A 25,533-nucleotide genomic window follows, 5' to 3' on the forward strand; every position below is an offset into this window, starting at 1 on the left:
GAAACGTTCTGAATATAATTTTCAGACGGCCTTGAGTTTATTTGAAGATACTGAATGGGCAGTCTGCCTTTCGGTATTCTGAGTTATTTTCCATGACAAGCTTCATACAGCGGCAGTAAGTCTTCCACTGTTTCCACTATCCATTTCGCGACATCCTGCTTGCCTAAATCATCGCGTTCGATGTGTTTCCCGATGCAGAAGAAATCTTTGTCGTCTCGAAGCTTTCTATCGCCGTCGCTTTGTTGGGAGACGGTACGATAATCATCATATTCGCTTTCCGCACCGTGCCACATATCGAATGAAGCGTATTTTTCAGTATCAAAATTATCCAGCCAGCGGTTGTAATCAGGCAGCGCAATTGGGGAAACATCGGCTTTATAGCAATGCCAATCCAAGCTGACGCTCAGGCGGCGACGGTTGAGCAAAATCGATAAAATCGCTGCGGAATTTTTATATTGTTCGTATTTGAAATAGGCAAAGAAATGAGCGCGGACCTGCCAGCCGTTACACCAGCGTTCGATATGCGGCGGCGCGAACGGCGCACCCAATTCAGCGGCAACCTGCTGGATCAGCTGCTGCCATACCTGCCAGTTTTCTTTATAGTCTGCCTTGATTTGCGGAATGCTTTCAGGCTGGTATTTTTTAAGCTGGGAAAACTGGAAAAAAGGGATATTGAACAAATTGCAACTTTTTGGGGTCAGCATAGTGTATTCCTTGAGACGATTGTTTCAGACGGCCTTATTTGCGGCGGCGTGCGGCCATAATTTCGCCGATTTCGGTCAATTTTTCTTTGGGGATAAAGGTTTTGCCCATATCAAACAGCGGCTCTTCAATCGCCAGATGGATATCATATCCTGCGACAAAACGCGTGAATGCTTCGGCATCAGGGATATAGGCGTTGTCTGCTTCAAGCTTGGCAAATTCAGCCGCTACGCCGTCCCAGTTGCTATGCAGGCTGACATGTTGGCGCAACAGCTCGTCAACGCTTTCTTGTGCTTGCGGCGCGTATTGCAACAAAAGCGGAAAGAAGTTTTCTTCTTCATCTTCATGGTGCAACGGTGCGGCAATATTGAAATACTGGGCAATTTGGCGGATGGTTTGCAAAACGACTTGATTGCAGCCGTTTTCGGCAATATAGTCCGACAACATGGCAACCTGATTGCAGAAACGGCGCACTTTGCCGTGGCAGGCGTACAGCATTTCAATGGGTTCGGCAAAAGTAACGCTTTTGGTTTCAAACGGATTCATAGGATTTATTCTTAAATTAATGTTTCCAGATTATAACAAAACAGCCTGCGCAAGGCAGGCTGTCTGTTTTCGAACTTGAGGCGGATTAGTCAACCAAAGTAACTTTACCGTTCATCAAAGCACCGTGACCTGGGAAGGTACAAGCGAATTTGTATTCGCCGTCAGCCAGTTTGGCAGGATCCAGAGTCAAAGAAGATTCTTCGCCGCCACCGATCAGTTTGGTGTGGGCAACAACGCGTGCATCATCAGGTTTAACGTAGTCAGTGTCAGCTGCGCCAACGCCATCTTTGAAAATACCGTCCATGTCTTCAGTTTTACCGATAACAATGTTGTGACCCATGCTGGCTTTAGGTTGGGTACCGGTGTGTTTCAGGGTGATGGTGAATTCTTTACAAGCTTTGCTTACTTGGATTTCTTTAGTGTTGAACTGCATAGCGTCGTTGGCTTCAACAGTAGTCGCGCAGTTGCCGGCAGCAGGAGCAGCGGCAGCGTCGGCTGGAGCGGCTTCAGAAGCAGGAGCTGCATCAGCAGGTGCAGTAGTTTCTGCAGGGGCAGCTTCGGAAGCAGCAGGGGCTTCAGCAGGTTTTGCAGCTTCTTGAGAGCATGCAGCCAAGCCGATAACGGCAGCGGAAATCAGAGCCAGATAAGCTTTCATTGATGTATCTCCTAATGATGAGAGTTTTGTTAAGTTCTATTAATAGCACCACACGAATATATTAATAAAAGGCAAACGCCAAACTAAAATTTATCCGCATAGCGTGATGTGAAATTCAGGCGTTATTTTGCTACAAACTTCACACGAAATCAAAGTTTCAAGCCAAGTTTACATCAGTTTACCTAAAAGAAAACAGATACTTTCTAGGTCGTATTTCTTTAGTATTAGATGCTATCATCCGAATGAAATAAGTTTTAACATTTATTAACAATAATCTCATCTGACATAATTTTAACGGCTGTGCTTGCGTACCAATTCTGCCAATGCCGCCGCCAATTCGGGATGTTTGCCTTCCAATTTGGCTGCCGCCTCGTCAAAACTGTCTAAAGCTGCCTCGCTCAATCGCAAACTATTGGTTTTCGGCTGAGTCGGAGGCTTGGGGACTACCCTGACCACCACTTCCCTTACCCCTGCATGCAATGCTTGCAACTTGGGCAACATGGCAGGCAGGATCATTTTCAAACGCGAAGCAGCCATATTATTGGCGGCAAGCAAAACCAATCTTCCGTCTTCTACGCAGGCCGTCTGAAAATGCAGATGCAGGTTGGCCGGCAAAACCGTTTTGATTTTTGCATCCAATTTCCGCCATTGTTGCGATTGTTGCAACAAGCCCGCCAATAAATGATCGCGCTTGCCTAATTGTGCTAAATCCATATATTTCAGACGGCCTCTCAGTAAATTAACCAAACAATTACAATTGAAATACAGCAAAACCGCCTTTATTTCAAACAGCATTACCGCGTTATACAAGCGCTTGTGTTAAAATCCCAATTTCGCCCACTATTATATCAAGGCGCAGGAATTATTCATGCTGACAAACATTGCTAAGAAAATCTTCGGCAGCCGCAACGACCGCCTGCTGAAACAATATCGTAAATCCGTTGCCAAAATCAACGCGCTTGAGAAACAAATGCAGGCCTTGAGCGATGCAGAACTGCAAGCTAAAACAGCCGAATTCAAACAACGTCTCGCCGATGGACAAAGCCTGGACGACATCTTGGTCGAAGCCTTTGCCGTCTGCCGCGAAGCATCGAGCCGTGTATTGGGCATGCGCCACTTTGATGTACAGCTGATCGGCGGTATGGTCCTGCACAACGGCAAAATCGCCGAAATGCGTACCGGTGAAGGTAAAACTCTGGTGGCCACCCTTGCCGTTTATCTGAATGCATTGTCAGGAAAAGGCGTACACGTCGTTACCGTAAACGACTACCTCGCCTCCCGTGACGCGAGCATTATGGAGCCGTTGTACAACTTCTTAGGCTTGAGCGTCGGCGTGATCGTCGCCGATTTGCAACCTTTTGAACGCCAAACTGCTTATGGTGCCGACATTACTTACGGTACAAACAACGAGTTCGGTTTCGACTACCTGCGCGACAATATGGTGACCGACCAATACGACAAAGTTCAACGTGAATTGAACTTTGCCGTTGTCGACGAAGTGGACTCCATTCTGATTGACGAAGCGCGTACGCCGCTGATTATTTCCGGCCAGGCGGATGACAACATCCAGCTCTACCGTGTAATGAACGCTGTTCCTGCCCACCTTATCCGCCAAGAAACCGAAGAAGGCGAAGGCGATTACTGGGTAGATGAAAAAGCACACCAAGTCATCCTGAGCGAAGCCGGTCACGAACACGCCGAGCAAATCCTGACACAAATGGGCTTATTACAGGAAAACGACTCGCTCTACTCTGCCGCCAATATTTCCCTGATGCACCACCTCATGGCGGCATTACGTGCGCACACCCTGTTCCACAAAGACCAACACTACGTCATTCAAGACGGTGAAATCGTGATTGTGGACGAATTCACAGGCCGTCTGATGGCCGGCCGCCGTTGGTCCGAAGGCTTGCACCAAGCTGTTGAAGCCAAAGAAGGCGTAGAAATCAAACGCGAAAACCAAACGCTTGCATCTATTACCTTCCAAAACTACTTCCGCCTGTACAGCAAACTATCCGGTATGACCGGTACGGCCGACACCGAAGCCTTCGAGTTCCAAAGCATTTACAACCTCGAAACCGTCATCATCCCGACCAACCGTCCTGTACAACGTAAAGACTTCAACGACCAAATCTTCCGCTCAGCTGAAGAAAAATTTGAAGCCGTTGTCAAAGACATTGCCGAATGCCACAAAAACGGTCAACCGGTTTTGGTCGGCACCACCAGCATCGAAAACTCCGAACTGGTTTCTGACTTGTTACACAAAGCCGGTCTGCCGCATAACGTTCTGAACGCCAAAGAACACGAGCGCGAGGCATTGATTGTAGCTCAAGCCGGTAAAGTCGGCGCAATTACCGTTGCCACCAACATGGCAGGCCGCGGTACCGATATTGTTTTGGGCGGCAACCTCAAACATCAAATCGAAGCCATCCATGCCGATGAAACCTTGAGCGAACAGCAAAAACAAGCGCAAATTTCAGCCCTTGAAAGCGGTTGGCAAGCTGAACACGACCAAGTTGTGGCCGCAGGCGGTTTGCACATTATCGGTACAGAACGCCATGAAAGCCGCCGTATCGACAACCAGTTGCGCGGTCGTGCGGGCCGTCAGGGCGACCCCGGCTCCAGCCGTTTCTATCTGTCGTTTGAAGACCCATTATTGCGCCTGTTTGCACTCGACCGTGCCGCTGCCATCCTCAACCGTCTGGCACCTGAACGCGGCGTTGCCATCGAACACGGCCTGCTGACCCGTCAAATCGAAGGCGCGCAACGTAAAGTCGAAGGCCGCAACTTCGATATGCGTAAACAGGTTTTGGAATACGATGACGTTGCCAACGACCAACGTAAAGTGATTTACCATCAACGTAACGAAATCCTGACCAGCAAAGACGTCAGCGATTTGACCCGCGAAATCCGCGCCGACGTTATCAGCGACTTGGTTGATTACCACATCCCGCCTGACAGCATGGAAGAGCAATGGGACATTCCGGCACTGGAGCACCAACTTGCCGCCGATTTCCGCCTGCATGTCGATATTAAAGGCTGGCTGAAAGAAGACAGCACTTTGGACAACCAAGACATTAAAGAGCGCCTCATCAAACGCATCGAAGACGAATATGCCGAGAAAGTCGAATTGGTCGGCAAACAGGCCATGTCTGACTTCGAACGCAATGTTATGCTGCAAGTTATCGACAACCAATGGCGCGAACACCTCGCCGCTATGGACTACCTGCGCCAAGGCATCCACCTGCGCAGCTATGCTCAGAAAAATCCGAAACAGGAATACAAACGCGAAGCTTTCGCCATGTTTGAAAATCTGTGGCGCGGTATCAAACAAAACATTGCCGCTTTGCTGACCGCCGTTCAAATCGAGCGCAACAGCGAATACGACCATACTGCCGCACAAAGCGTCAGCGATGTTCAAACCGTCCACTCCGATGCGCCTGATATGGAAGAATTGCTAGGTCAATCGCAAACCGATTTGGTTACCGAAGCATTCGATCCTGACGGCACAGACTTCAGCCCTGAAGCGCTTGCACAAAATGGCCTGATTGTTCACCGCAACGATCCTTGCCCTTGCGGCAGCGGCCTGAAATACAAACAGTGCCACGGTAAATTAAACTAAGCAGTCATCTCAAAAGGCCGTCTGAATAAGTGTAAAAACGAAATCAAAGATTCTCGTTTCACCGTTCAGACGGCCTGAGAATTATCCAAATAAGCAAAAAATTTCCAAACCCAATTTCAAAAGAGTATCCCTATGGCAGGCAATACCTTCGGACAAATCTTTACCGTTACCACTTTCGGCGAAAGCCACGGCGCAGGCTTGGGCTGCATCATTGACGGCTGCCCGCCCGGATTAGAATTGAGCGAAGCGGATATCCAATTTGACCTTGACCGTCGCAAACCCGGCACCAGCCGCCACGTTACCCAACGCCGCGAAGCCGACCAAGTCGAAATCCTCTCCGGCGTATTCGAAGGCAAAACCACCGGTACCCCCATCGCCCTCCTGATCCGCAATACCGACCAACGCAGCAAAGACTATGGCAATATCGCCACCAGTTTTCGTCCCGGACACGCCGATTACACCTACTGGCACAAATACGGTACACGCGACTATCGCGGCGGCGGTAGAAGTTCCGCCCGCGAAACCGCTGCCCGCGTTGCAGCCGGAGCAGTTGCAAAAAAATGGCTGAAAGAAAAATTCGGCACGGAAATTACCGCTTACGTTACCCAAGTCGGTGAAAAAGAAATCCAGTTTGAAGGTTACAAATATATTTCCCAAAATCCTTTTTTTGCAGCAAACCAAAGCCAAATTGAAGACTTGGAAAACTATATGGACAGCGTGCGCAAATCATTGGATTCTGTCGGCGCAAAACTTCATATCGAAGCAGCCAACGTCCCTGTTGGCTTGGGCGAACCGGTTTTTGACCGCCTCGATGCAGAAATTGCCTATGCCATGATGGGCATCAATGCTGTCAAAGGCGTGGAAATCGGTGCAGGTTTTAATAGCGTAACGCAACGTGGCAGCGAACACGGTGACGAGCTCACGCCACAAGGCTTTCTATCCAACCACTCAGGCGGCATCTTGGGCGGCATCAGCACCGGACAAGACATTCATGTAAATATTGCCATCAAACCCACCAGCTCCATCGCCACACCGCGCCGGAGCATTGATATAGAGGGCAACCCTGTCGAGCTTGCCACACACGGCCGCCACGACCCCTGCGTCGGATTACGCGCTGCTCCGATTGCAGAAGCCATGCTGGCATTGGTATTGATTGACCACGCCTTACGCCATCGTGCGCAAAATGCCGATGTTCAGGTTAATACACCAGACATTGCCAAATTGGAAAAATAACCGTTTATTTCTGAATATTCTCAGAAAAATTTAGCCAAATCCCAGTCTTTATACTACAATAGCACCTTATTGCCGTATGACGAAAATACGGATTTATATTAGAGGAATACAACCGCAATGGCACAAGAAACCGCTTTGGGCGCTGCGCTGAAATCTGCCGTCCAAACTATGAGCAAGAAAAAACAGACAGACATGATTGCCGACCACATTTACGGCAAATATGATGTATTCAAACGATTCAAACCGTTGGCCGTCGGTATCGACCAAGACTTGGTTGCCGCCCTGCCCCAATACGACCCAGCACTGATTGCACGCGTACTGGCCAACCACTGCCGCCGTCCGCGCTATCTGAAAGCCCTGGCTCGCGGCGGCAAACGTTTTGACTTGAACAACCGCTTCAAAGGCGAAGTCAGTACAGAAGAACAAACCATTGCCCAACAGCACCCAGCCGTTCAACAGGCATTGGCTGCACAAGCCGAACGTCAAGCCGCTAAGGCTACTACAGAAGCAGAAGTAGCTCCTACTCAAGCCGAGACCAACGAAGCTGCTGAATAATGTTCAGACGGCCGTAAAGGCTTACACTAAATAGAAAAACCCCAATTCAATACGACACTTAAACGTCGATGAATTGGGGCTTTTTTATTACCTTAACCTTATAGCAGACTAATTAAAAATAGCTTTGTTTATCCTCACTAAACCCCAAAATCTTTTCCAAGATATTCCTAATAAGGTATTTCTCTATTACCTTGATTATTCTTGTATCAGTTCAAACATTGAAAAGCATGATTTGTGCATCGTTAAAACAAACTAAAATCTATCCTTTACAAAAATAAGTAAAGGCCAGCGGATTCGGATTTGAAGTGCAACTTTCCCTAACAGAAAAAGGCCAGTATGCGGTAGCATACGGCCTTTCCTGCAAGAAAGATTGCCATGAGCTACACACAACTGACCCAAGACGAACGATACCACATCCAATACCTATCCCGCCACTGCACCCTCACCGAAATCGCCAAACAGCTTAACCGCCACAAAAGCACCATCAGCCGAGAAATCAAGCGGCACTGCTTACAAGGGCAACAATACAGCGCCGAAAAAGCCCAGCGGCAAAGCCAGACTATCAAGCAGCGTAAGCGACAACCCTATAAGCTCGATTCGCAGCTGATTCAACACATAGACACCCTTATCCGCCGCAAACTTAGTCCCGAACAAATATGCGGCTACCTGCACAAACACCACCAAATCACGCTCCACCATAGCACCATTTACCGCTACCTTCACCAAGACAAAAGCAACGGCGGCACTTTGTGGCAACATCTCAGAATATGCAGCAAACCCTACCGAAAACGCTACGGCAGCACATGGACCAGAGGCAAAGTACCCAACCGTGTCGGCATAGAAAACCGACCCGCCGTCGTCGACCAAAAATCCCGTATCGGCGATTGGGAGGCCGACACCATCGTCGGCAAAGGCCAGAAAAGCGCATTATTGACCTTGGTCGAACGCGTTACCCGCTACACCATCATCTGCAAATTGAAGAACTTAAAAGCCGAAGACACTGCCCGGGCAGCCGTTAGGGCATTAAAGGTTCATAAAGTCAGAGTGCACACCATCACCATGGATAACGGCAAAGAGTTCTACCAACACACCAAAATAACCAAAGCATTGAAAGCGGAGACTTATTTTTGCCGCCCTTACCATTCTTGGGAGAAAGGGCTGAATGAGAACACCAACGGACTCATCCGGCAATACTTCCCCAAACAAACCGATTTCCGCAACATCAGTGATCGGGAGATACGCAGGGTTCAAGATGAGTTGAACCACCGACCAAGAAAAACACTTGGCTACGAAACGCCAAGTGTTTTATTCTTGAATCTGTTCCAACCACTAATACACTAGTGTTGCACTTGAAATCCGAATCCAAGGCCGTCTGAAATCTATCTTTCAGACGGCCTTTTGAAATCAAGCAATCAATTAAAACACGGCTTGCAAAACCAAATAGCTGACAACAGACAAAACGGCAGCAGCAGGCAAGGTAATAACCCAAGCAAGGCCGATCGGTTTCATCAATTTCCAGTTGGCATTGCGGTTAACCAAGCCGATACCCAAAACTGCACCTACCAAGATATGGGTACTGGAAACAGGCAAGCCCATAAATGATGCGGCCATCACGACGGCGGCGGCCGAAAGCTCTGCTGAGAAGCCGGAGGCAGGGTGCATTTCTGCCAAGCTGGTGCCTACGGTTTTAATCACTTCTTTACCGACAAACCACAAGCCGACGATCAAAGCGATACCGAAAGTCAACATAGCAATCGGCGGCACGGCGTTTTGAGCAGTAATGCTGTTGGTACGCAACACATCCATAATCGCGGCAAACGGACCAATCGCATTGGCAATATCGTTCGCACCATGGCTGAATGCAAAACCGCAAGCGGTAAATACCTGCATCCATGAGAACATTTGGAAAGTCGATTTATCCAAATCTTTGCGTTTCAAACTTTTGGCAAATACAAACGTACCCATCCAAATAGCCGCGCCGATCATGAAAATGGTCAGGAAGCTGTTTACATTGCTCATGCCCAAATGCAGATTTTTCAGACCTTTGAAAATCAACATGGCCGCAATCATCATGCCGCCGACAGAAGCAATAAACGGTACCCAGGAATGCAGGGCTTTGTAAGAATCAACTTCACCCTTACGGCTATCAAAGCGGTGCAGACCGCGATAATACTCAGACTGCAATTCTTCAGGATCAAAGTCCGGCTCATCATAAATTTGGGCATCGTGCGCCATTTTGGTGGCGTATTCGACTTTTTCAGATTCACTTAAGGCTTCAAAAAACAGGCGATGCTCTTCTTTATAGGCTTTCTTCTCCAGCTTGATGCCTTTAAGCGTATTATCAGCCCAAGAGTTGTAGTCCAAAACGTTTTTCTTAATTCGTGAAAACAACAGATAGGAAACGATACCGCCCAATACGGGAGACAAAATCCAAGACAAGGCAATTTCGCCCAACTTGTCCCATTGAATCAACGCAACGGAATCCACACCGTTCAATGCCGCCATACACAAGGCGCTACCGACGATACCGCCGATAATGGCATGTGTCGTGGAAACCGGCAAGCCTTTGCGCGATGCAAAAAGCAGCCACAATGCGGCAGCCAAAAGCGCAGACATCATAATAAAGACAAACTGCATCGGATCCAGATGCATGCCATTCAAATCGACAATACCCTTACGGATGGTATCTGTTACCTCGCCGCCAGCAATCACTGCACCGCTGACTTCAAATACTGCCGCAATCAACAAAGCTTGAGGAATGGTCAATGTGCCGGAGCCGACACTTGTACCGAAAGAGTTGGCAATATCGTTACCACCCACATTAAACGCCATAAAGACGCCGAAAAAGGTAGCAAGGATAAACAGGCCGGAGTGGTTGTAGTGGGTATAACCCAAGCCCCAATAAATAAAATAGCCGACCATGCTCACAAGCATAGCGGCAAAAACCGTATTAATCAGCTTCAAGTTCGCACTCGACTGAGTTTGAGCCATGGAAAGTTTCCTTTTGGAAAACATGTTGAGTCGCGTTATTTTAACCTCTTTGTAATCTTTCTTGCACCAACTATTTACATTAAATGCCGAAATTCCCGTAAAAACGTCAAAAGGCGTTAAAATGTCGTTTTACCTTCTCTTTCTGTAACCGAAATGCAACCCCAATACTATATCGGCATCATGTCCGGAACCAGCATGGACGGTGCCGATGCCGTACTGATTCAAATGCAGGGTAAGCAATGGCAACGCGCCGTTGCTCATAGCTTTCTACCCTATTCAGACGGCCTGCGCCAAGAATTGTTGGCACTGCAAGACATAGGCGAAAATGAATTGCACAGAAGCAATATCCTGGCGCAAACACTCAGCCGCCTATACGCCCAAACCGTCCAACAACTATTGGCAGAACAAAACCTGTCGGCCAAAGACATTGCCGCGATCGGCTGCCACGGACAAACCATCCGCCATGCGCCTGAACACGGTTACAGCATTCAACTGGTCAACCTCTCCCTGTTAGCTGAACTGACCGGCATTTTCACTGTCGGCGACTTTCGCAGCCGCGACCTTGCCTGCAACGGCCAAGGTGCACCCCTCGTTCCAGCCTTTCACGAAGCGCTGTTTCAAGATGCGAATGAAACCCGCGCCGTACTCAACATTGGCGGTATTTCCAATATCAGTATCCTCCCACACGACAGCCCTTCTTTCGGCTTCGATACCGGCCCCGGCAATATGCTGATGGATGCATGGATGCAACATATTTGGCAGCAGCCTTACGACAAAAACGGGGAAAAAGCTGCACAAGGCAAAATCCTCCCTGATCTGCTCGCTTCCCTGCTCGACCATCCTTATTTCAGCCGCCCTTATCCCAAAAGTACAGGCCGAGAGTTGTTTTCCCTAAGCTGGCTTCAAGGCCATCTGAAAGGTAATGAAAAGCCGGAAGATGTGATACGTACATTGGTCTTTTATACCGCACAAACCATTTTTGACGCGGCCAAACAAGCTGCTCCGGTGATTCATCATCTTTATATCTGCGGCGGCGGCATCCGCAATCCTGTTTTGATGCAAGACTTGGAAACCCTGTTTTCTCCCGACACCAAATTGCACAGTACAGCCAAGCTCCATCTTGACCCGCAATGGGTGGAAGCCGCCGCTTTTGCCTGGCTTGCAGCCTGTTGGTGCAATCAAGTCCCGAGCAATCCCCACCATGCAACCGGCGCACATTCACACCGAATTTTAGGCTCAGGACATTACGGCAACTAAAGTTAAATCAATAAAAAGGCCGTCTGAACATTTTCAGACGGCCTTTACTATATTAGCCTTTCCTTATTCTTCTTCCGGCAAACGATTGATTTTCACACGGGCAATCCGTTGTCCGTCCTTCTCAACCACTTCAAAACGCCAGCCATGATAATCGATGAAGTCGCCCACATCAGGAATACTTTGCAATTCTTCCATAATCAAGCCGGCAACAGTATGGAAGTCCGCATCTTCTTCTTGAGCAGGCAGATTTAACTGGGAAGCCAATTCCACATACTCCAATGCACCATCCACAGACAGCGTTTCATCCTGGCTGGCTGGAGCAGCTTCTTCTTCCTCACGCTCGAATTCCTCTGGGAACTCACCGGCAATGGTTTCCAACAAATCTTTCATGGTCACCATACCCAACACCGCGCCAAATTCATCCACCACCAACGCATAATCCGCGCTGCTTTGACGGAACAATTCAATCGCATTTAACGCCGTCGTACTGTCCGGCAAAATCAATGGCTGGCGCAAGGCCGTCTGAATATTGATTTCTCCCGATTCAAGCAGCTGGTTCAGCAAATCTTTTTTACTGATATAGCCCAAAGGCTCATCTACACCTGCCTTACCGACAACCAACAAACGGCTATACGGCGTATTTTTCAACTGCGCATTTTGTTCTTCCCGACTTTGGGAAATATCCAATTTCTCGATTTCCCGACGCGGAATCATCACGCCCATAATCGGGCGTTCCGCCAAAGTCAGCACGCTGCGAATCATGGATTTTTCGTTTTCTTCAAAATGCTCGTCATCGCCGCCGTTGTCGCCTGCTTTTGCCAAAATGCTTTCGCGGATACCCATCATGCCCAACACATTTTCAGCGGTACGCTTACGCCAAGAAGTGCTGATATAGTCATTTTTACGGGCATTCTTTTGCGAAACCTGATTAAACAGTTCGATCAAAATCGAGAAGCCAATCGCCGCATACAAATAGCCTTTCGGAATATGGAAATGGAAGGCTTCTGCAATCAGGCTGAAACCAATCATCAACAAGAAACCCAAACACAACATCACAACGGTTGGATGCTTGTCCACAAAGGCAGTCAACGGTTTGCTGGCAGAAATCATCACCGTCATCGCCACAACAACCGCACCCATTGCCACCACAATATGATCCACCATCGCCACTGCCGTAATAACAGAATCGATAGAGAAAACTGCATCCAAAATCAAGATTTGCGCCACAACGCCCCAAAAAGAAGAATGCTTCTTCTGTCCTTCAGCAACCGCAAATTGATTGTGGCCCTCAAGGCGTTCGTGCAGCTCAGTAGTCGCTTTATAAAGCAGGAAAATACCGCCGGCAAACATAATCATGTCTTTGCCGGAAATCTCCAAGCCGCCCAACTCAAACAAAGGTCGAGTCAGCGTCATGATGTGCGCCATGAAGCCCAACATGAAAATCCGAATAACGACAGCCAAACCCAAGCCCGTTATCCGCGCCCTATCCCGTTGCGACGGTTTGACCTTGTTTGCCAAAATTGCTACGAAAACAAGGTTATCAATACCTAAAACAACTTCCAAAACCAGAAGCGTGGCAAAGCCTATCCAAGTATGCGGCTCTGCCAACCAACTGAAATCCATAATGATTGTGTTCCTTTAAAATACAAAAAGGCAGCCGTTCCGCTTAAAACGGACAGACTGCCAAAGTTCGGGCATAAATAAAGGGAAAGAAGCGGTATAACAACTACTCTGCTCTGCGTCTTTCATGAAAAATTTATGCCTCGGTCAACAATAATGGCAAACAGTTTATCAGTTTGAAGAAAGAAAGGCAAAGTCTAACAGCATATTTTCTTTTAAAAACAGCCTATACCAGCACTTACCAGCTTTCAGACGACCTTTTCTTACTTGATAAAACCATCAATCGGCGCATAACCCAAAAAATCTGCCTGCTCATTCAATATCACAACCCATTCTTTACTTCGCGCACTGGTAAATGGCAAGAAATACAACTCTTTCCCATCATTTCTCAGCGAAGCCTGTTCCAAAATTGACTCCTCATTCATGCCACGGGCTTTTGCCAAGACAGACAACGGTTTCATTGCTTTACGAATTTTCTCACGTTCCTGCTGCGAATCTGGCAACCACCAAGAAGGCCTCATACTTGGTTCAACACCTTTCAAAGACAAATCAAGACCTTGGTTAGCTTCGTCCGGGCTCATCGCTTCACGCAACCCAACACGGCGTACGCCAAACCAAGATAAATCCTGCAAATCCTTCGGAGCATGGCTCAAATCATTTACATCAATTTCTGCAGCAGTTACCACATTTATCCTATCGGTTTCGAATGCGGAAACCACTGGACGCGCCAAAGATACGTTGCACAAACCATAAATTAAAGCAGCCAGCTGAATCATGCCGATTAAGGAAAAATCAACAATCCTCTCTTTAAGTTTTTTGCTCGGACTGGCAAGAATCAAAGTCAGCAACGGGCCGCAAACAATATCTACTGAAATGACCAGTTTATATAAAGCCAATCCGCCTGTCAGCTCGGCATACGGATAAGGATACCAAACTCCAAATACTAACAAAGCGGCCAATCCTGCCAAAATCAGACTAATCAACAAATGCCATGCCGCATTTTTTAATGCGAACCGAAAGCGTGGTGAAGAATGTAATGTATGTGCGTTTTCCATAGATAACAATAAGATATTATTTCTTCTATAAATATTATGTAGCTAAAAAAATAAATGAGATATTTAAATATGCTGGTAGGCCGTCTGAAAATTGAAGCATTAACTGCAATCATCTCACCACGCATTATCAATATATTAAAAATACTAATAAATAGATAAAATAAAAACCACCATGTAACATGGTGGTTTTAAAATTTGGCTCCCCGACCTGGGCTCGAACCAGGGACCTGCGGATTAACAGTCCGTCGCTCTACCGACTGAGCTATCGGGGAATTAAAGATGGAATTATATAGAAAATATCAGAAACCTGTCAAGCAACAATCTATATAAAACAAAAATATTTTTATATCTTTTTAATTTATAAAAATTTTATAAGATTTCAGCAATTTGTTTGGCTGCACGTTTCGCATCCAACAAAATCAAGCCCAATTTACCGCTTTCTTTTGCCATCAATACCAACACTGCATTTTCACCTGCTTGACTCAACAGAATATAGCCATTTTTACCTTTAACCATTACCTGATCCAACTCACCGCAAGCCAACTCATGTACGGAACGATTGCCCAATGCCAAAAGCGTTGCCGACATCGCACCTACACGGTCTGCATTCAAGTGGGAAGGCAGCATGGTTGCGATCGGCAGGCCGTCTGTAGAAATAACTGCAGAGGCAGTGATATCCGCAGAAGTATTGTTCAAATCGCTTAATACAGAGATTAATAGTTGTTGCATAGTCGCTCCATTCTAAAATAAATATCGGTCAGGCAAAAATCAACGGCTGCCGTATCGGTGATACAGCACTTTAACCAAAGTAACAAAAGCCTCTTTATTTAAGTCAGGCATTCCACCAATTACCAAAATCAGCTTGGTCATGCCAATATACAGGGGGAAAAAGGTCAATTCACTTTGGCCTGAAGGATCACAAATACCCCATGCGCTATTATTGATATGTAGGTTATTGCGAATCAAAAGACGGTGTTTGTCTTCCATTTTGGCCACTTCACTCGCCAAAAGGCCCAACTCTTCCGCAGCCTCGTGATGGAAATTAGCATTGGCAAAATACAAACCGTTTTCATCAGCCAATAAAGCTTTGCCAGAATTAGACAACTGTTCCAACAATGTAGGCAATTGCTCGTCAGTCAAATGGATATCGTCTGTGCTGATTTCTTCATCACCATACAAAAATTCCAAGCGTTGGAGGCGATACAGTAGGTTCAAAGCGGTATTGATGTCGCTGGTATCCGCCCATGCCAAGATTTTTTCGCTGCTGATGGTTTCAGACGGCTCTGCACGCAACAGGCCATACAATAAAGTTCTGCTGGCACTGGGCGTATCATTTGAAACAGCATAATACGCACCCGCCGGTGTAATCTTAGGATATAAATTTGCTTGTAAAGAAAGTGTCGCTTCCATCTTATACCTCTAATCCGGGGTCAATTGAGAACAACATGGCAGTAACCAATTGTTTTACATCGTCTTCTCGACGCGCATCAATCTCAAAAACCGGTACATTAAAATTATTCTGTGCTAAATATTTTTGATAAACATCCACGCTTGGTAAGGATCGGATATCCATCTTTGTTACCCCTACAACCAGAGGCGCTTTTTTCAGCAACTCCCGAAATGCATCCAAGAAGAATTGCAGGTCTTTCAATGGATTGCTTCTTGTATTATCCAAAAGAAGCACCAAGCCCATACTGCCTTGGCTCAGAATTTCCCACATGAAATTAAAACGCTCCTGACCAGGCGTACCATACAGATGAACCTTGGTTTCCTCATCCAAATGAATGACACCGTAGTCCATCGCCACAGTCGTGTACCCCTTGCGGACAAGTGTCATATCGGATGCGGATGCATCGGTTTGAACCGGTGGTTCATCAGATAAAGCTGAAATTGCAGTGGTTTTACCTACGCCAACAGGACCGGTAAAGATAATTTTATTTTCTTTCATGACGTGTCCTTTACGATTTACCCAGCAACTTACGCATCAGGCGTTGCAACAGACCGCGAGGTTGTTCTTTCGACGGACCGGCAATTTTTTGAGCCTCTTTGCTCATTGCTGTTTCAGGTACGTCTTTGCTATTCACATCAATCTGTTCATTCAACGAAGGCGTATTGTTCGCATCAGTTGCAAACTCTGTATCTGTTGCCAAAAAGCCTGTCATATATGTTGCCGATAAATAATTTAAAATATCAGGCATTTCTAAAGGCATAACTTTATAGAGGATGTTCAGATTAACCGACGTTTTTGTCAGAAATGCCGACAGACGCATAGATTCCGGAACATGTGCCAAACGGGTTAAGTTTGGCCACCGCTTGAGTGTAAAGACAGTTTGCGGCGTCATCGGATAAATCAGACGGCCTGATGCAGTCCAAATAGCCATTTGCCACAAGCATGACATAATGGTGACTTTGGCTTTTTCTTTCCATTGAGGATTATCAGGAACGGCCTTACACACGACAGCCAAGTTATCGTTCTTACACAATTTCTCCAACTCATTGGCGCTGACTGTCAACAGTACTCGCTGGATACTAGGAAACACGATCAATATCGGCTTGCCTTCATGCAAGACGGCAATATCTTGGTGTCCTTGACTGGCAAATTTCAACGCACCCAACAAGCCTTTATTTGGATTAAATCGGCGAATGGTGGCTTTTCTTGCGCCATCAGAATTTGATTGTCCTTTATTCTCTTCAGCCGCTTGTTGTTCAGACGGCTCAAAAACATTCCCGCCCTGAGCCAGGCTGCGCAAAACAGGAAACAAGGTATCGAATTTAACCGGCTTGGCCAAATAAGGAGTCGTTACGGTTGGCAACTCGGAAGAAAACATCGCCACAGGTACTTCCGGATAAGTTTTCTTCGACTCTTTCCAAGCTTCTACACCTGCCGGCGTATCGGTATCAACCAATACCAAATCCGGTTTTTCATCAGAATCAGGAGAAACGATGACGTAATTCGTCGTATTGTGCATTTTAAATGCCATACGGAATACCGCCTGCTGTTGCTCACCCATCTCCTGTAACATAACCCGTATGGTTTTAATTTTTGGTAAATGATTATTCATTACTCGTACTTTCTACGATTATCTTATTTTTTTGAATATTGGTTCATTCGTTGCAAGAGACGGCTCATTGCCAAGACAACCTCTTCAGGCAGGCTGACAACACGCTCGCGCAACAGGCGCAGGAATTGTTCTAAACGTCCCCAGTCTTCGACGCGTTCGTACAAATCAAACAAGATGATGTACAGCTGCGATTCTTGAGGATACTGTAAAACAGCTTGTTCCAGAGTGCTGATAGCCAAATCCAACTGACCGTAAGCCAACAGAGATTCCACTTCTTTCAGAGCTTCATCAGCAGGTGAAGAGCTTGCACTGATGACAGAAGAATCTTTTTGAACCAAATCGCGATATTTGGCTTTCATCTGCAAAGAACTTGGCTGAATATAACCGCGCTTCAAACCAATCTCTTTAATTTGCTGTTCAGACGGCCCTTTTTCCAAATCATCAAAAATTTCGTGATAACCAAGGCTATAACCCCAACCAAGCATACGTTCTTTTACTTGACGGCCATATTGGCCCAAAGAGTGGTAAAGCTTCCACAGATGCTTGGCAAACTGCCCTACTTCTTCATTCTGATAATCCAGACGCAAGGCATCGATAATGAGACCAGCAGGTTTCGCAGAAGTTTGGATTGCTTTGTTGTATTGATGCAAAGCAGTCTCGTAACTAATCTTGTTTTTCAGGATTTTTGCACTACGCTCCGGCTTGGCAAAACCAATCACCGCACCCATCTCTTCAGGGCTGATTTCGCCAAAGTCTTTCTTGCCTAATACGATAGGCGCGCGTTTGCCCATACCTGGCATGACAATGCGTTCGGCCGAATCGTTCTCAAAGGCAATATGCTCATCGGAAGCAACTTCCAAACCGCTTTGTTCGCCAATTTGACGATCCACTTCCTGCATATTCCAACCGAGATGATGTTCGGCAAAAACGCGCAAGCGCAGGTTGGTTGAATCCAAAGCCAGACCGGCTTTCAAGTATTCGGCAACACTGTCTTCAGAAAGGGAAGCACTATGGCGCTCAAGCGTATCTGCGAGCATGTCGATATTGCCGACGCGCAGATTCAAACCGATTAATTCATGAACCAGTTTTTCCGGCGCACCGTCTTCCAAGGTATTGAGATAACCGGCCAAAGACTCTGCAGCCTTACTCTCATAACCGAATTGTTTATAAACCTGGTATTCGGTCAATGGATCGACTTCTTGCGCGGAGACAGAAGCTGTTGCATCGTTTGATCCGCTTCCGCCCCATTCCCAGTCTTGATTATCCGCATTGGAAACTGTCTGGTTGACTTTCTCAATCCAGTCGTTTCCATCCTCAGAGGAGGCTGTATGAGCAGCAGATGTACGGCCGCTTTTTGATGCATGTGCGCTTTGTTTGTCTGAATTGTTACTTTGTTTATGACGAACAAAAACCAACACCAGCAAAAAAAGCACCAGCAAAAGAATAGTTAAAAGTTGATAGTTCAAGAACACCTCCCGGTCTTGTGCTGCAAACTGCATTTATTAACATCTGTTGCTTTACACGCAACTTCAACGCTATTAATTCCCCAAACGAATGATGATAACATGAACGCACCCATTTTCACATTAGAAACCCTACCCCCATAAAGGACTTGATACCAATTTACAACTCAAACACACCAATGGATTCAACATGCGAGGTTTGTGCAAACATATTCATGATTCCTACCGCCTTAAACTTATAGCCCTTATCAACCAAGACACCGGCATCTCGTGCAAATGTTGATGGATTGCACGAAACATACACTATCTTCTGAGGCAAAAACGGCTTGTGTAGCGATTTGACAACAGCATAAGCCCCGTTTCTCGGAGGATCCAGCAACATCTTGTCAAATTGCCCCCACGACTCAACAGTTTTTTCATCGGTATCGAACAAGTCTGCAACAGAAAACGTCATATTCTCGGCACAACGATTCAGGCGTGCATTTTCCCTTGCCCTATCGACCAAATAATCGGCACCTTCAATACCGACAACCGATGCACCACTTTTTGCCAGCGGCAAACTAAAATTGCCCAAACCGCAAAACAAATCGGCAATCCTCTCCCCTTTTTGAGGGTTTAAAAGCCTGACCGCCCTTGCCACCATCACTTCGTTCAATTGCGCATTAATCTGCGTAAAATCACCCGGCTTGTAAGGCATTTCCACATCAAATTGAGCAAAAGTATAGTTCAGGGCAGGCGCGTTCTCAGGGTAAAACGGCAAAGACTCGGCATGATCCTGCAGCCATATTTGCCATGCCTTTTCAGCACCCGACAATATCTTATCAAACCAATTACGCAATTCGCTTAATATTTGTCCAAACGGTTGATTTACGAAACGAATGTTGAATACGGTCACATTTTTTCCGCAATAAAACTCAACAAATTTCACTTTCACACCGTCATCATGCAGCTTTTGCAGCAAATTGCGGACATCAGGCAACCTATCGGACACATGCTTAGGCAAAATATGGCAATGGCGGATATTGACGACATCATGGCTTTTTTTGGCCTGAAAACCGAGTTTCAGACGGCCTTGCTTATCCATCGAAACACTTAAACGTGCTCTATCGCGATAATACCAGGAGTAACCATATAAAGGGGGCAAAATTATCTCAGGCTTGACCTTACCTATCCGTTCCAACTGCTCTTCCAAAATCCGTTGCTTTAATGCAACTTGCGCGCCAAAGGAAACATGTTGAAGCGAACAACCGCCACATGTATCAAAATAGCAACAAGCTGGCTCAATGCGTTCGGAAGAAGGTTTTAAAACCGTTTCGACCTGAGCTTCTGCAAACTGCTTTTTTTCTTTATGAATGGCAAACGTTACACGCTCTCCGGGCAGCGCACCGCCGATGAATACAGTCTTCCCATCGACTCTGGCAACACCCCTGCCCTCATAATCCAAAGAAAAAACTTCCGCCTCTTGATACCGTTCTTTCACACTCATACCGTTTCCGTCAGACAGCCGCTTACCGGCCGTCTGACTGTCTTCCAATACCGAAAGCGCATATTTTCTCACAAAAACACAGAGTTTCAGGTATCATGCGCCAAAAACTTTCATTTCAAACCCTACAAAAAAAGACGACATGAAAAAAATACTGTTCGGCCTGACCGCCGCCCTTTTAACTTCAGCCGCTGCTGCAAACACACTTATTCCAGACGTCTCCCCCGCCTCTTCCGGACAACACGTCGTTATCAATATTACGCAACAGCGTTTGTTCCTCTACGACAACGGTAAACTGAGCAAAATTTATCCTGTTGCCGTCGGCAAAGCCATGACCCAAACCAATCTGGGCGAACATAAAATAGGCGCAAAAGCCTACAACCCGGTTTGGCATATCCCTAAATCCATCCAAAAAGAACGCAATGACGGAGTTAAAAGCGTACCGGCCGGCCCGAATAACCCGCTGGGCCCGGTATTTGTCCGTCTTGGCGACCCTAAATTAAGCCTTGGCATTCACGGCACCAATGCCCCTGCCAGCGTACCCGGCGTCCGCAGCCATGGTTGCGTGCGCATGAAATCGCCTGACGCATTGGAATTCGCCAAAACCATCGCAACAGGTTCTCCTGCCTCCGTTATCTATCAAATGGCAAGTCTGAACGAAGATGCCAACCAAAACTTGTGGCTGGCTGCCTATCGCGACCCATACGACAAGAAAAACCTTGATACGGCTGCCCTGAAAAAAAGCATTACTGCCTGGGCAAAAGCGCACGGCAAAACCATTCCTGCCGCACGTGTGGATGCAATCCTGAAAGGACGCACCGGCGCAGCAAACTGTCTGACCTGCGCCAAAGGTGTGAAACTCAAATCGCCTTTGAAGTCTTTGGCATGGACCAGCGGCACGGATGCTTACAGCAAACCTAAAGTCATGCCGAAACCGGCTCCTGCTAAAGATGTGGTATTGCCTCAAGGAACTGAAATCGAAGTCGATGCTACCGACGATACAAACAAGGCAGCATCCGAACCGAAACAAAGCGTTCGTCCGACTCCGGTGAAACCGGCAAAACCTGCTGCCAAACCGGCAACCACTCCGGCCGATACTCCTGCTTCTGTGCCTAAAGCCGCTTCCGAACCGGCTACTACCCCTGCCTCTTCCCCTGCGAAAGATGCTCCGACAAGCAGCGAACCTGCAGATTTGTTGTTCTAAGCAGAACAAAATACATAGCCAAAGGCCGTCTGAAATGAATTTTTCAGACGGCCTTTTCGTACAACTGGATATTGGAAATATATGCCCCTCTTAATTCAGACGGCCTTTTTACTTTCCAAATATTCCGACAAACCGCACTCGCGCAAAATACAGCTTGGGCATTCATGACAACCACCAACCACGCCGTTATAACAGGTATGCGTGTGCTCACGAATATAATCCAATGCACCCATTTCATCTGCCAGCGCCCATGTTTGCGCTTTGGTTAAATACATCAAGGGCGTATGGATTTGAAAAGCGTAATCCATGGCCAGATTCAGCGTGACATTCATCGACTTGACGAACACATCGCGGCAGTCGGGATAACCGGAAAAATCGGTTTCGCACACGCCGGCAATAATATGGCGTATTCCCTGCCCTTTGGCGTAAATGGCGGCATAAAGCAAAAACAAAGCATTGCGTCCATCTACAAATGTATTGGGCAGGCCGTCTGAAGCTGTTTCAATGGATGCCGTATCATCCATCAAGGCGTTATGTGTAATCTGTTGCATCAGGCTCAAATCGAGTACTGTCTGCTTCACGCCCAAATCTTGGGCAATCCAACGCGCGCGCTCCAATTCGATGGCGTGGCGTTGCCCATATTGAAAAGTGATGGCCTGCACATTTTCACGGCCATATGTTTGAATTGCCTGAATCAGGCAGGTTGTTGAATCCTGCCCGCCCGAAAAAATAACGAGGGCCTGCTGTTTTTCCATAGTAAATTCCTAGTTTTGTTAACGCGGGAGGTTTGCGAACCGCGTGATTCGAAGATTGACGGATTATAACGGATTTCGTCTATAATCACGGCACTTCATTTTCTTTTATATAGCATAATCATGAGCATTTACGCCCTGAAACCAAAATTCCAAAACCTATTGCGCCCCATTGTTAAGCGACTGTATCAAAAAGGTATTACTGCCAATCAGATTACCCTGTTTGCCTGCGCCGTTTCTATTTTGATCGGTTTGCTTTTAGCATTGTTTGCTGGTGTATCCACACTATTCTGGCTTTTACCGATCTGGTTGTTTGTCCGTATGGCGCTGAATGCGATGGACGGTATGCTGGCACGGGAGTTCGGCCAACAATCGGCATTAGGCGGTTATTTGAATGAAATCACTGATATTGCCGCAGATGCTGCTTTGTATCTGCCTTTTGCCTTTATCGCGCCCTTCGGCGGCGTACAAATTGCCCTGTTTATTTGGCTGGCGGCAATGACTGAATTTTGCGGCGTTTTGGGACAAGTCCATGGCAACGGCCGTCGTTATGACGGACCATTCGGCAAAAGCGATCGCGCATTCTTTATCGGCGCATTGGCAGTATGGTATGCAATTGCCGGCAGCTTCCATTCGCTTTTCTATATCCTTATGTGGCTGGCCTGCGCGGCATTGGTTTATACCTGCTACAAACGTGTCATCAATGGCTTGAAGGCCGTCTGAAACTTGTCCACGTTCTTGGGTTAATCATCATTGATTAAAATATTTAAACCCATCACCCCGTTTTACTGAAAACAAAAAAGGCCGTCTGAAACCATAAACTATCGGTTTCAGACGGCCTTTTATTCAGTAGCCAAGATAACTTATTGTTTACCCAGTTGGCTGTAATCTACCAACATATACTTGGCAGTAATTTTCTGCGAAGCATTGCCTTCATCGCCCATCAAAATCATTTGAGGCTTGCCGTTAACGGTAATTGAATCGACGGCTTCAACGTTGGTAATGTGTTGCAGATTAGGCAAAGAGATTTTTTGCGGTTCATCGGTCGGATTACCGCTCCAAGTCCACAGTTGTGAGAATTTCTGTCCATTCTCATCCTTCACTTCATTAGCGATCACGTAGGTTTTCAAAACAGGATCATAGTTGAGGGAACGGATACCGCCGCCATCAATATCAATCACGGCCACTTCGTCAAACTCAGGCTTGGCATTGCGCTCAAATACATCTTTCGGATTGCTGATAAACGCGACCAAAGCCATGTTGTTGAACTCAGGATCACGGAAGCCCAAAACAAGACGTTTTTTCACTGGATCAAACGCCATGCCCTCAATATTGATTTCTTCAAAAGAAACCTCTGCCTTGGTTCGCTCGCGAATCAAATCATGCAGCTTGTGATCGGTTTCCAAAACCTGCGTCAGATTGTCGTAGCTGGTCAGCCCCAACACATTGCCGTCTTGGATTTTAAAGCGCATCAGGTGTTCGCGGTCAGGCGATCGGTTGCCTTTACGGGTGCGTGAGTGTGAAGTCATTGCGTAGATAAAGCCTTCATCGTCGCGCGCCAAAGCCTCCAAGTCGCTGAGACGGCGTTTGAAACCGGTAATCACGCGCGTATCCAATGCCTCGTCTTCTACAAACCTGCCGGTTTTATCAATGCTGATGATACTGAATGCATGGTTGGGTTCGTCTTCCGCGATCAGCAACTTACCGTCCGGAAGCTGTTGTACGGCAGAAGGCTCAAATACGCCGTTAAACATATTGATACCCAGCGAACGCAACTCTGCCGCGTTGTTGGCCGGAGGCATCAGCAATGACGGCAATGTTTTTACGCCGATAAATGCCGCCAGCGAAGCCAGCAAGCCCCAGCGGAATACCGCGTAAGATAAGTTAATGTATTTGAACTGTTTATCCGCCAACAAACCGAGCCAGTAAAGATGGTCGCTCATCTTTTCATAGATTTGTTTACGATCGCCCATAATCTCCTGCATCATTTCCCAATATTGATCTTTTTGCAGTTTCACACGGTCTTCATAAATCAAAATATTGGGTTGGCTGCCGCCAAAAAAGCGCGTTTCGGTACTACTGAGGCGGGTTTTCAAATCCCGCAGTTTCGAACGGCCGCGGATGAAATCCTTAAACCATGTACGCGCCGCCTGCATTTTACCGATACGTTCCGGCGAAGCAGAAAGCAATGCAAACACGATAGATGCTGCGGCAGTAATCATAAACGTACTGGCCGGAATCAAAAATTCGGGCGACGATGAAAAAATAAACGCGCCCGAAATCATCAGCGCAGAAACAATAAAACCATTCAGCGAAATCATAATATTTGCTTTGGTTGCCGCCAGCGCCAACAATTCCATCTCCGAGCGTACGGCATTGCGGAACATGGTTTCCACGCCCTTATTCGTACCCAACAGATCAGACGCATTCAAATCCTCGGCTTTATTTTTTTTCTTTTTCGCCTTGTCTTTTTTGCGTTTGGCCTTCTTCTCGTTTTTTTCAGACGGCATTTCAGGATGTTCAACTACATCCTGACCTTCTACTGCTTCCTGAATTTCTACCGCGTCAGCCACAACCTCAACTTCGTTTTCAACAACACCGTTTTGCTTGTGATCCCACAAATCAACATCCTGTTGGGATTCTGCAGATGTGCCGTCGTTTAAAGGTTTGCCTTGGTCGCCCATCTGCTTCTGCCGGCCATTTTCCTTCCAATCATTCAAATCCATATCATGACTCCCAACATCAAACACTTTGAATTAAATGGAAAATAAAAAACATATTTAGTTCATTTATTTTAGGTAATTTACATGCCGCTTACATTCTTTAAATACCTAAATAGCAAACTGCCGCAGAACCCCAAAGTCCTGCGACAATCCGCCTTGCATCAAAATATTAATAGTCGATGCGTTCTTTAATAATTTTCAAATCAGGATAAGACAAAACAATGTCGTACTCACGACCATCTTTAAAAGCCTCGATATCCAACACAGGCTGGCCTCGACGGCTATCGGCTTCAACATCGTGAACTTGATAGCCGCGTTGCTCCAACATTTTTACGGCTTTAGCACGGTTTTGCTCGAAGTTTTTGTCGCTGTAGATTTTGTGTTCAATGTAATCGCTGGCACCGGCAGTAGCAGCAGACAAAGCAACGATGGCGGTCAATAAGAATTTTTTCATGTTTGATTTCCTTTTCAAATGTGTATTCGGGTTTCGATGGATGTATTAAAACACAGTAAAATTAGCAGTTAATTAGTGCTTGGTTAAACGCAGTAAAGGCCGTCTGAAAACTGTTCAGACAGCCTTTAACCTTAATTATCAAATTTCAAACGTATT

General features: G+C 46.6%; 23 protein-coding genes, 1 tRNA gene and 1 riboswitch. Of the genes, 7 read left to right on the forward strand and 17 right to left on the reverse strand.

Translation table 11 applies throughout. The annotated features are described in order from the left end of the window. Window positions 1-83: 83 nt before the first annotated feature. The 4 genes from LPB400_RS09880 to LPB400_RS09895 form a co-directional block, all read right to left on the reverse strand. Complete coding sequence (locus LPB400_RS09880; RefSeq protein ID WP_070460149.1) at window positions 84-704, reverse strand: glucose-6-phosphate 1-dehydrogenase family protein; 621 nt, start codon at window positions 702-704, stop codon at window positions 84-86. Window positions 705-738: 34 nt separating this feature from the next. Continuing rightward, window positions 739-1,248 carry a hemerythrin domain-containing protein gene (locus LPB400_RS09885; RefSeq protein WP_070460146.1) on the reverse strand — a complete coding sequence of 170 codons (510 nt, stop codon included), beginning with the start codon at window positions 1,246-1,248 and terminating at the stop codon, window positions 739-741. An 85-nt stretch (window positions 1,249-1,333) separates the two neighbouring features. After that, window positions 1,334-1,903, reverse strand: coding sequence for an azurin (gene azu, locus LPB400_RS09890; RefSeq protein WP_070460143.1), 570 nt, complete (start codon window positions 1,901-1,903; stop codon window positions 1,334-1,336). Window positions 1,904-2,194: 291 nt separating this feature from the next. Continuing rightward, window positions 2,195-2,617, reverse strand: coding sequence for a DciA family protein (locus LPB400_RS09895; RefSeq protein WP_070460140.1), 423 nt, complete (start codon window positions 2,615-2,617; stop codon window positions 2,195-2,197). Between the two features lie 154 nt (window positions 2,618-2,771). On the opposite strand from LPB400_RS09895, the gene secA reads away from it, so the two are divergent. The 4 genes from secA (at window position 2,772) to LPB400_RS09915 (ending at window position 8,654) form a co-directional block, all read left to right on the forward strand. Continuing rightward, on the forward strand, window positions 2,772-5,525 hold the full coding sequence (gene secA / locus LPB400_RS09900) for a preprotein translocase subunit SecA (RefSeq protein ID WP_107810701.1): 2,754 nt from the start codon (window positions 2,772-2,774) through the stop codon (window positions 5,523-5,525). Between the two features lie 132 nt (window positions 5,526-5,657). Then, complete coding sequence (gene aroC / locus LPB400_RS09905) at window positions 5,658-6,758, forward strand: chorismate synthase (protein ID WP_070460134.1); 1,101 nt, start codon at window positions 5,658-5,660, stop codon at window positions 6,756-6,758. 117 nt (window positions 6,759-6,875) lie between these two features. Next, entirely contained in the window at window positions 6,876-7,313 is a 438-nt protein-coding gene (locus LPB400_RS09910) for a ProQ/FINO family protein (RefSeq protein ID WP_070460131.1), read from the forward strand. Between the two features lie 375 nt (window positions 7,314-7,688). Further along, window positions 7,689-8,654, forward strand: a complete 966-nt coding sequence (locus tag LPB400_RS09915) for an IS30 family transposase (protein ID WP_219088846.1) — start codon at window positions 7,689-7,691, stop codon at window positions 8,652-8,654. Between the two features lie 75 nt (window positions 8,655-8,729). Here the strand turns inward: LPB400_RS09915 and LPB400_RS09920 are convergent, their stop codons facing one another. Beyond that, window positions 8,730-10,304, reverse strand: a complete 1,575-nt coding sequence (locus LPB400_RS09920) for an inorganic phosphate transporter (protein WP_070584891.1) — start codon at window positions 10,302-10,304, stop codon at window positions 8,730-8,732. Between the two features lie 153 nt (window positions 10,305-10,457). Here LPB400_RS09920 and LPB400_RS09925 point away from each other — a divergent pair, with 153 nt between their 5' ends. After that, a complete protein-coding gene (locus LPB400_RS09925) occupies window positions 10,458-11,561 on the forward strand; it encodes an anhydro-N-acetylmuramic acid kinase (RefSeq protein WP_070460125.1) in 1,104 nt (367 codons plus the stop codon). Between the two features lie 63 nt (window positions 11,562-11,624). On the opposite strand, the gene LPB400_RS09930 is transcribed toward LPB400_RS09925, so the two are convergent. The 9 genes from LPB400_RS09930 to rlmD all read right to left on the reverse strand — a co-directional run bounded on the left by LPB400_RS09930 (window position 11,625) and on the right by rlmD (window position 20,247). Next, window positions 11,625-13,184: a TerC family protein gene (locus tag LPB400_RS09930; protein ID WP_049331125.1), complete on the reverse strand. Its 1,560-nt coding sequence runs from the start codon at window positions 13,182-13,184 to the stop codon at window positions 11,625-11,627. 260 nt (window positions 13,185-13,444) lie between these two features. Continuing rightward, complete coding sequence (locus LPB400_RS09935) at window positions 13,445-14,236, reverse strand: fimb protein (protein WP_070460121.1); 792 nt, start codon at window positions 14,234-14,236, stop codon at window positions 13,445-13,447. A 196-nt stretch (window positions 14,237-14,432) separates the two neighbouring features. After that, window positions 14,433-14,508 (reverse strand) — tRNA-Asn (locus LPB400_RS09940). Window positions 14,509-14,605: 97 nt separating this feature from the next. Further along, window positions 14,606-14,965 carry a roadblock/LC7 domain-containing protein gene (locus tag LPB400_RS09945; protein ID WP_070460119.1) on the reverse strand — a complete coding sequence of 120 codons (360 nt, stop codon included), beginning with the start codon at window positions 14,963-14,965 and terminating at the stop codon, window positions 14,606-14,608. A 39-nt stretch (window positions 14,966-15,004) separates the two neighbouring features. Beyond that, complete coding sequence (locus LPB400_RS09950) at window positions 15,005-15,646, reverse strand: peptidase M23 (RefSeq protein ID WP_070646666.1); 642 nt, start codon at window positions 15,644-15,646, stop codon at window positions 15,005-15,007. Window position 15,647: 1 nt separating this feature from the next. After that, a complete protein-coding gene (locus tag LPB400_RS09955) occupies window positions 15,648-16,184 on the reverse strand; it encodes a GTP-binding protein (protein ID WP_003748733.1) in 537 nt (178 codons plus the stop codon). Between the two features lie 10 nt (window positions 16,185-16,194). Beyond that, on the reverse strand, window positions 16,195-17,298 hold the full coding sequence (locus tag LPB400_RS09960; RefSeq protein ID WP_219088848.1) for a response regulator: 1,104 nt from the start codon (window positions 17,296-17,298) through the stop codon (window positions 16,195-16,197). Window positions 17,299-17,321: 23 nt separating this feature from the next. Continuing rightward, a complete protein-coding gene (locus LPB400_RS09965; protein ID WP_219088850.1) occupies window positions 17,322-18,797 on the reverse strand; it encodes a 23S rRNA methyltransferase in 1,476 nt (491 codons plus the stop codon). 124 nt (window positions 18,798-18,921) lie between these two features. Then, window positions 18,922-20,247: a 23S rRNA (uracil(1939)-C(5))-methyltransferase RlmD gene (rlmD, locus tag LPB400_RS09970; RefSeq protein WP_070460107.1), complete on the reverse strand. Its 1,326-nt coding sequence runs from the start codon at window positions 20,245-20,247 to the stop codon at window positions 18,922-18,924. Window positions 20,248-20,386: 139 nt separating this feature from the next. Between rlmD and LPB400_RS09975 the strand changes: the two genes are divergently transcribed. Continuing rightward, window positions 20,387-21,448 carry a L,D-transpeptidase gene (locus LPB400_RS09975; protein WP_107792332.1) on the forward strand — a complete coding sequence of 354 codons (1,062 nt, stop codon included), beginning with the start codon at window positions 20,387-20,389 and terminating at the stop codon, window positions 21,446-21,448. Window positions 21,449-21,543: 95 nt separating this feature from the next. Here the strand turns inward: LPB400_RS09975 and queC are convergent, their stop codons facing one another. Beyond that, complete coding sequence (queC, locus tag LPB400_RS09980; RefSeq protein WP_107792331.1) at window positions 21,544-22,203, reverse strand: 7-cyano-7-deazaguanine synthase QueC; 660 nt, start codon at window positions 22,201-22,203, stop codon at window positions 21,544-21,546. Between the two features lie 3 nt (window positions 22,204-22,206). Continuing rightward, a riboswitch (PreQ1 riboswitch) is annotated at window positions 22,207-22,252 on the reverse strand. Window positions 22,253-22,323: 71 nt separating this feature from the next. On the opposite strand from queC, the gene LPB400_RS09985 reads away from it, so the two are divergent. Further along, window positions 22,324-22,923, forward strand: a complete 600-nt coding sequence (locus tag LPB400_RS09985; protein ID WP_219088852.1) for a CDP-alcohol phosphatidyltransferase family protein — start codon at window positions 22,324-22,326, stop codon at window positions 22,921-22,923. A gap of 140 nt (window positions 22,924-23,063) precedes the next feature. Here LPB400_RS09985 and LPB400_RS09990 read toward each other — a convergent pair whose 3' ends face one another. Further along, the gene (locus tag LPB400_RS09990) at window positions 23,064-24,710 is read right to left on the reverse strand and encodes a Pycsar system effector family protein (RefSeq protein WP_413231330.1); all 1,647 of its coding nucleotides are present in this window, start codon (window positions 24,708-24,710) and stop codon (window positions 23,064-23,066) included. A 382-nt stretch (window positions 24,711-25,092) separates the two neighbouring features. Continuing rightward, complete coding sequence (locus tag LPB400_RS09995; RefSeq protein WP_003684382.1) at window positions 25,093-25,377, reverse strand: PepSY domain-containing protein; 285 nt, start codon at window positions 25,375-25,377, stop codon at window positions 25,093-25,095. Window positions 25,378-25,533: the final 156 nt, after the last annotated feature.

The organism is Neisseria perflava, from assembly GCF_019334725.1.
Taxonomy (GTDB): domain Bacteria; phylum Pseudomonadota; class Gammaproteobacteria; order Burkholderiales; family Neisseriaceae; genus Neisseria; species Neisseria subflava_A.

What these genes read in the sequence shown, in the direction of transcription:
- LPB400_RS09925 (WP_070460125.1), top strand. Translation starts at nt 10,458, where the DNA reads ATGCAACCCCAATACTATATCGGCATCATGTCCGGAACCAGCATGGAC.
- queC (WP_107792331.1), bottom strand. Translation starts at nt 22,203, where the DNA reads ATGGAAAAACAGCAGGCCCTCGTTATTTTTTCGGGCGGGCAGGATTCA.
- LPB400_RS09995 (WP_003684382.1), bottom strand. Translation starts at nt 25,377, where the DNA reads ATGAAAAAATTCTTATTGACCGCCATCGTTGCTTTGTCTGCTGCTACT.
- LPB400_RS09985 (WP_219088852.1), top strand. Translation starts at nt 22,324, where the DNA reads ATGAGCATTTACGCCCTGAAACCAAAATTCCAAAACCTATTGCGCCCC.
- rlmD (WP_070460107.1), bottom strand. Translation starts at nt 20,247, where the DNA reads ATGAGTGTGAAAGAACGGTATCAAGAGGCGGAAGTTTTTTCTTTGGAT.
- LPB400_RS09935 (WP_070460121.1), bottom strand. Translation starts at nt 14,236, where the DNA reads ATGGAAAACGCACATACATTACATTCTTCACCACGCTTTCGGTTCGCA.
- azu (WP_070460143.1), bottom strand. Translation starts at nt 1,903, where the DNA reads ATGAAAGCTTATCTGGCTCTGATTTCCGCTGCCGTTATCGGCTTGGCT.
- LPB400_RS09885 (WP_070460146.1), bottom strand. Translation starts at nt 1,248, where the DNA reads ATGAATCCGTTTGAAACCAAAAGCGTTACTTTTGCCGAACCCATTGAA.
- LPB400_RS09920 (WP_070584891.1), bottom strand. Translation starts at nt 10,304, where the DNA reads ATGGCTCAAACTCAGTCGAGTGCGAACTTGAAGCTGATTAATACGGTT.
- aroC (WP_070460134.1), top strand. Translation starts at nt 5,658, where the DNA reads ATGGCAGGCAATACCTTCGGACAAATCTTTACCGTTACCACTTTCGGC.
- LPB400_RS09880 (WP_070460149.1), bottom strand. Translation starts at nt 704, where the DNA reads ATGCTGACCCCAAAAAGTTGCAATTTGTTCAATATCCCTTTTTTCCAG.
- LPB400_RS09975 (WP_107792332.1), top strand. Translation starts at nt 20,387, where the DNA reads ATGAAAAAAATACTGTTCGGCCTGACCGCCGCCCTTTTAACTTCAGCC.
- LPB400_RS09950 (WP_070646666.1), bottom strand. Translation starts at nt 15,646, where the DNA reads ATGGAAGCGACACTTTCTTTACAAGCAAATTTATATCCTAAGATTACA.
- secA (WP_107810701.1), top strand. Translation starts at nt 2,772, where the DNA reads ATGCTGACAAACATTGCTAAGAAAATCTTCGGCAGCCGCAACGACCGC.
- LPB400_RS09990 (WP_413231330.1), bottom strand. Translation starts at nt 24,710, where the DNA reads ATGCCGTCTGAAAAAAACGAGAAGAAGGCCAAACGCAAAAAAGACAAG.
- LPB400_RS09945 (WP_070460119.1), bottom strand. Translation starts at nt 14,965, where the DNA reads ATGCAACAACTATTAATCTCTGTATTAAGCGATTTGAACAATACTTCT.
- LPB400_RS09910 (WP_070460131.1), top strand. Translation starts at nt 6,876, where the DNA reads ATGGCACAAGAAACCGCTTTGGGCGCTGCGCTGAAATCTGCCGTCCAA.
- LPB400_RS09895 (WP_070460140.1), bottom strand. Translation starts at nt 2,617, where the DNA reads ATGGATTTAGCACAATTAGGCAAGCGCGATCATTTATTGGCGGGCTTG.
- LPB400_RS09965 (WP_219088850.1), bottom strand. Translation starts at nt 18,797, where the DNA reads ATGCAGTTTGCAGCACAAGACCGGGAGGTGTTCTTGAACTATCAACTT.
- LPB400_RS09955 (WP_003748733.1), bottom strand. Translation starts at nt 16,184, where the DNA reads ATGAAAGAAAATAAAATTATCTTTACCGGTCCTGTTGGCGTAGGTAAA.
- LPB400_RS09960 (WP_219088848.1), bottom strand. Translation starts at nt 17,298, where the DNA reads ATGAATAATCATTTACCAAAAATTAAAACCATACGGGTTATGTTACAG.
- LPB400_RS09930 (WP_049331125.1), bottom strand. Translation starts at nt 13,184, where the DNA reads ATGGATTTCAGTTGGTTGGCAGAGCCGCATACTTGGATAGGCTTTGCC.
- LPB400_RS09915 (WP_219088846.1), top strand. Translation starts at nt 7,689, where the DNA reads ATGAGCTACACACAACTGACCCAAGACGAACGATACCACATCCAATAC.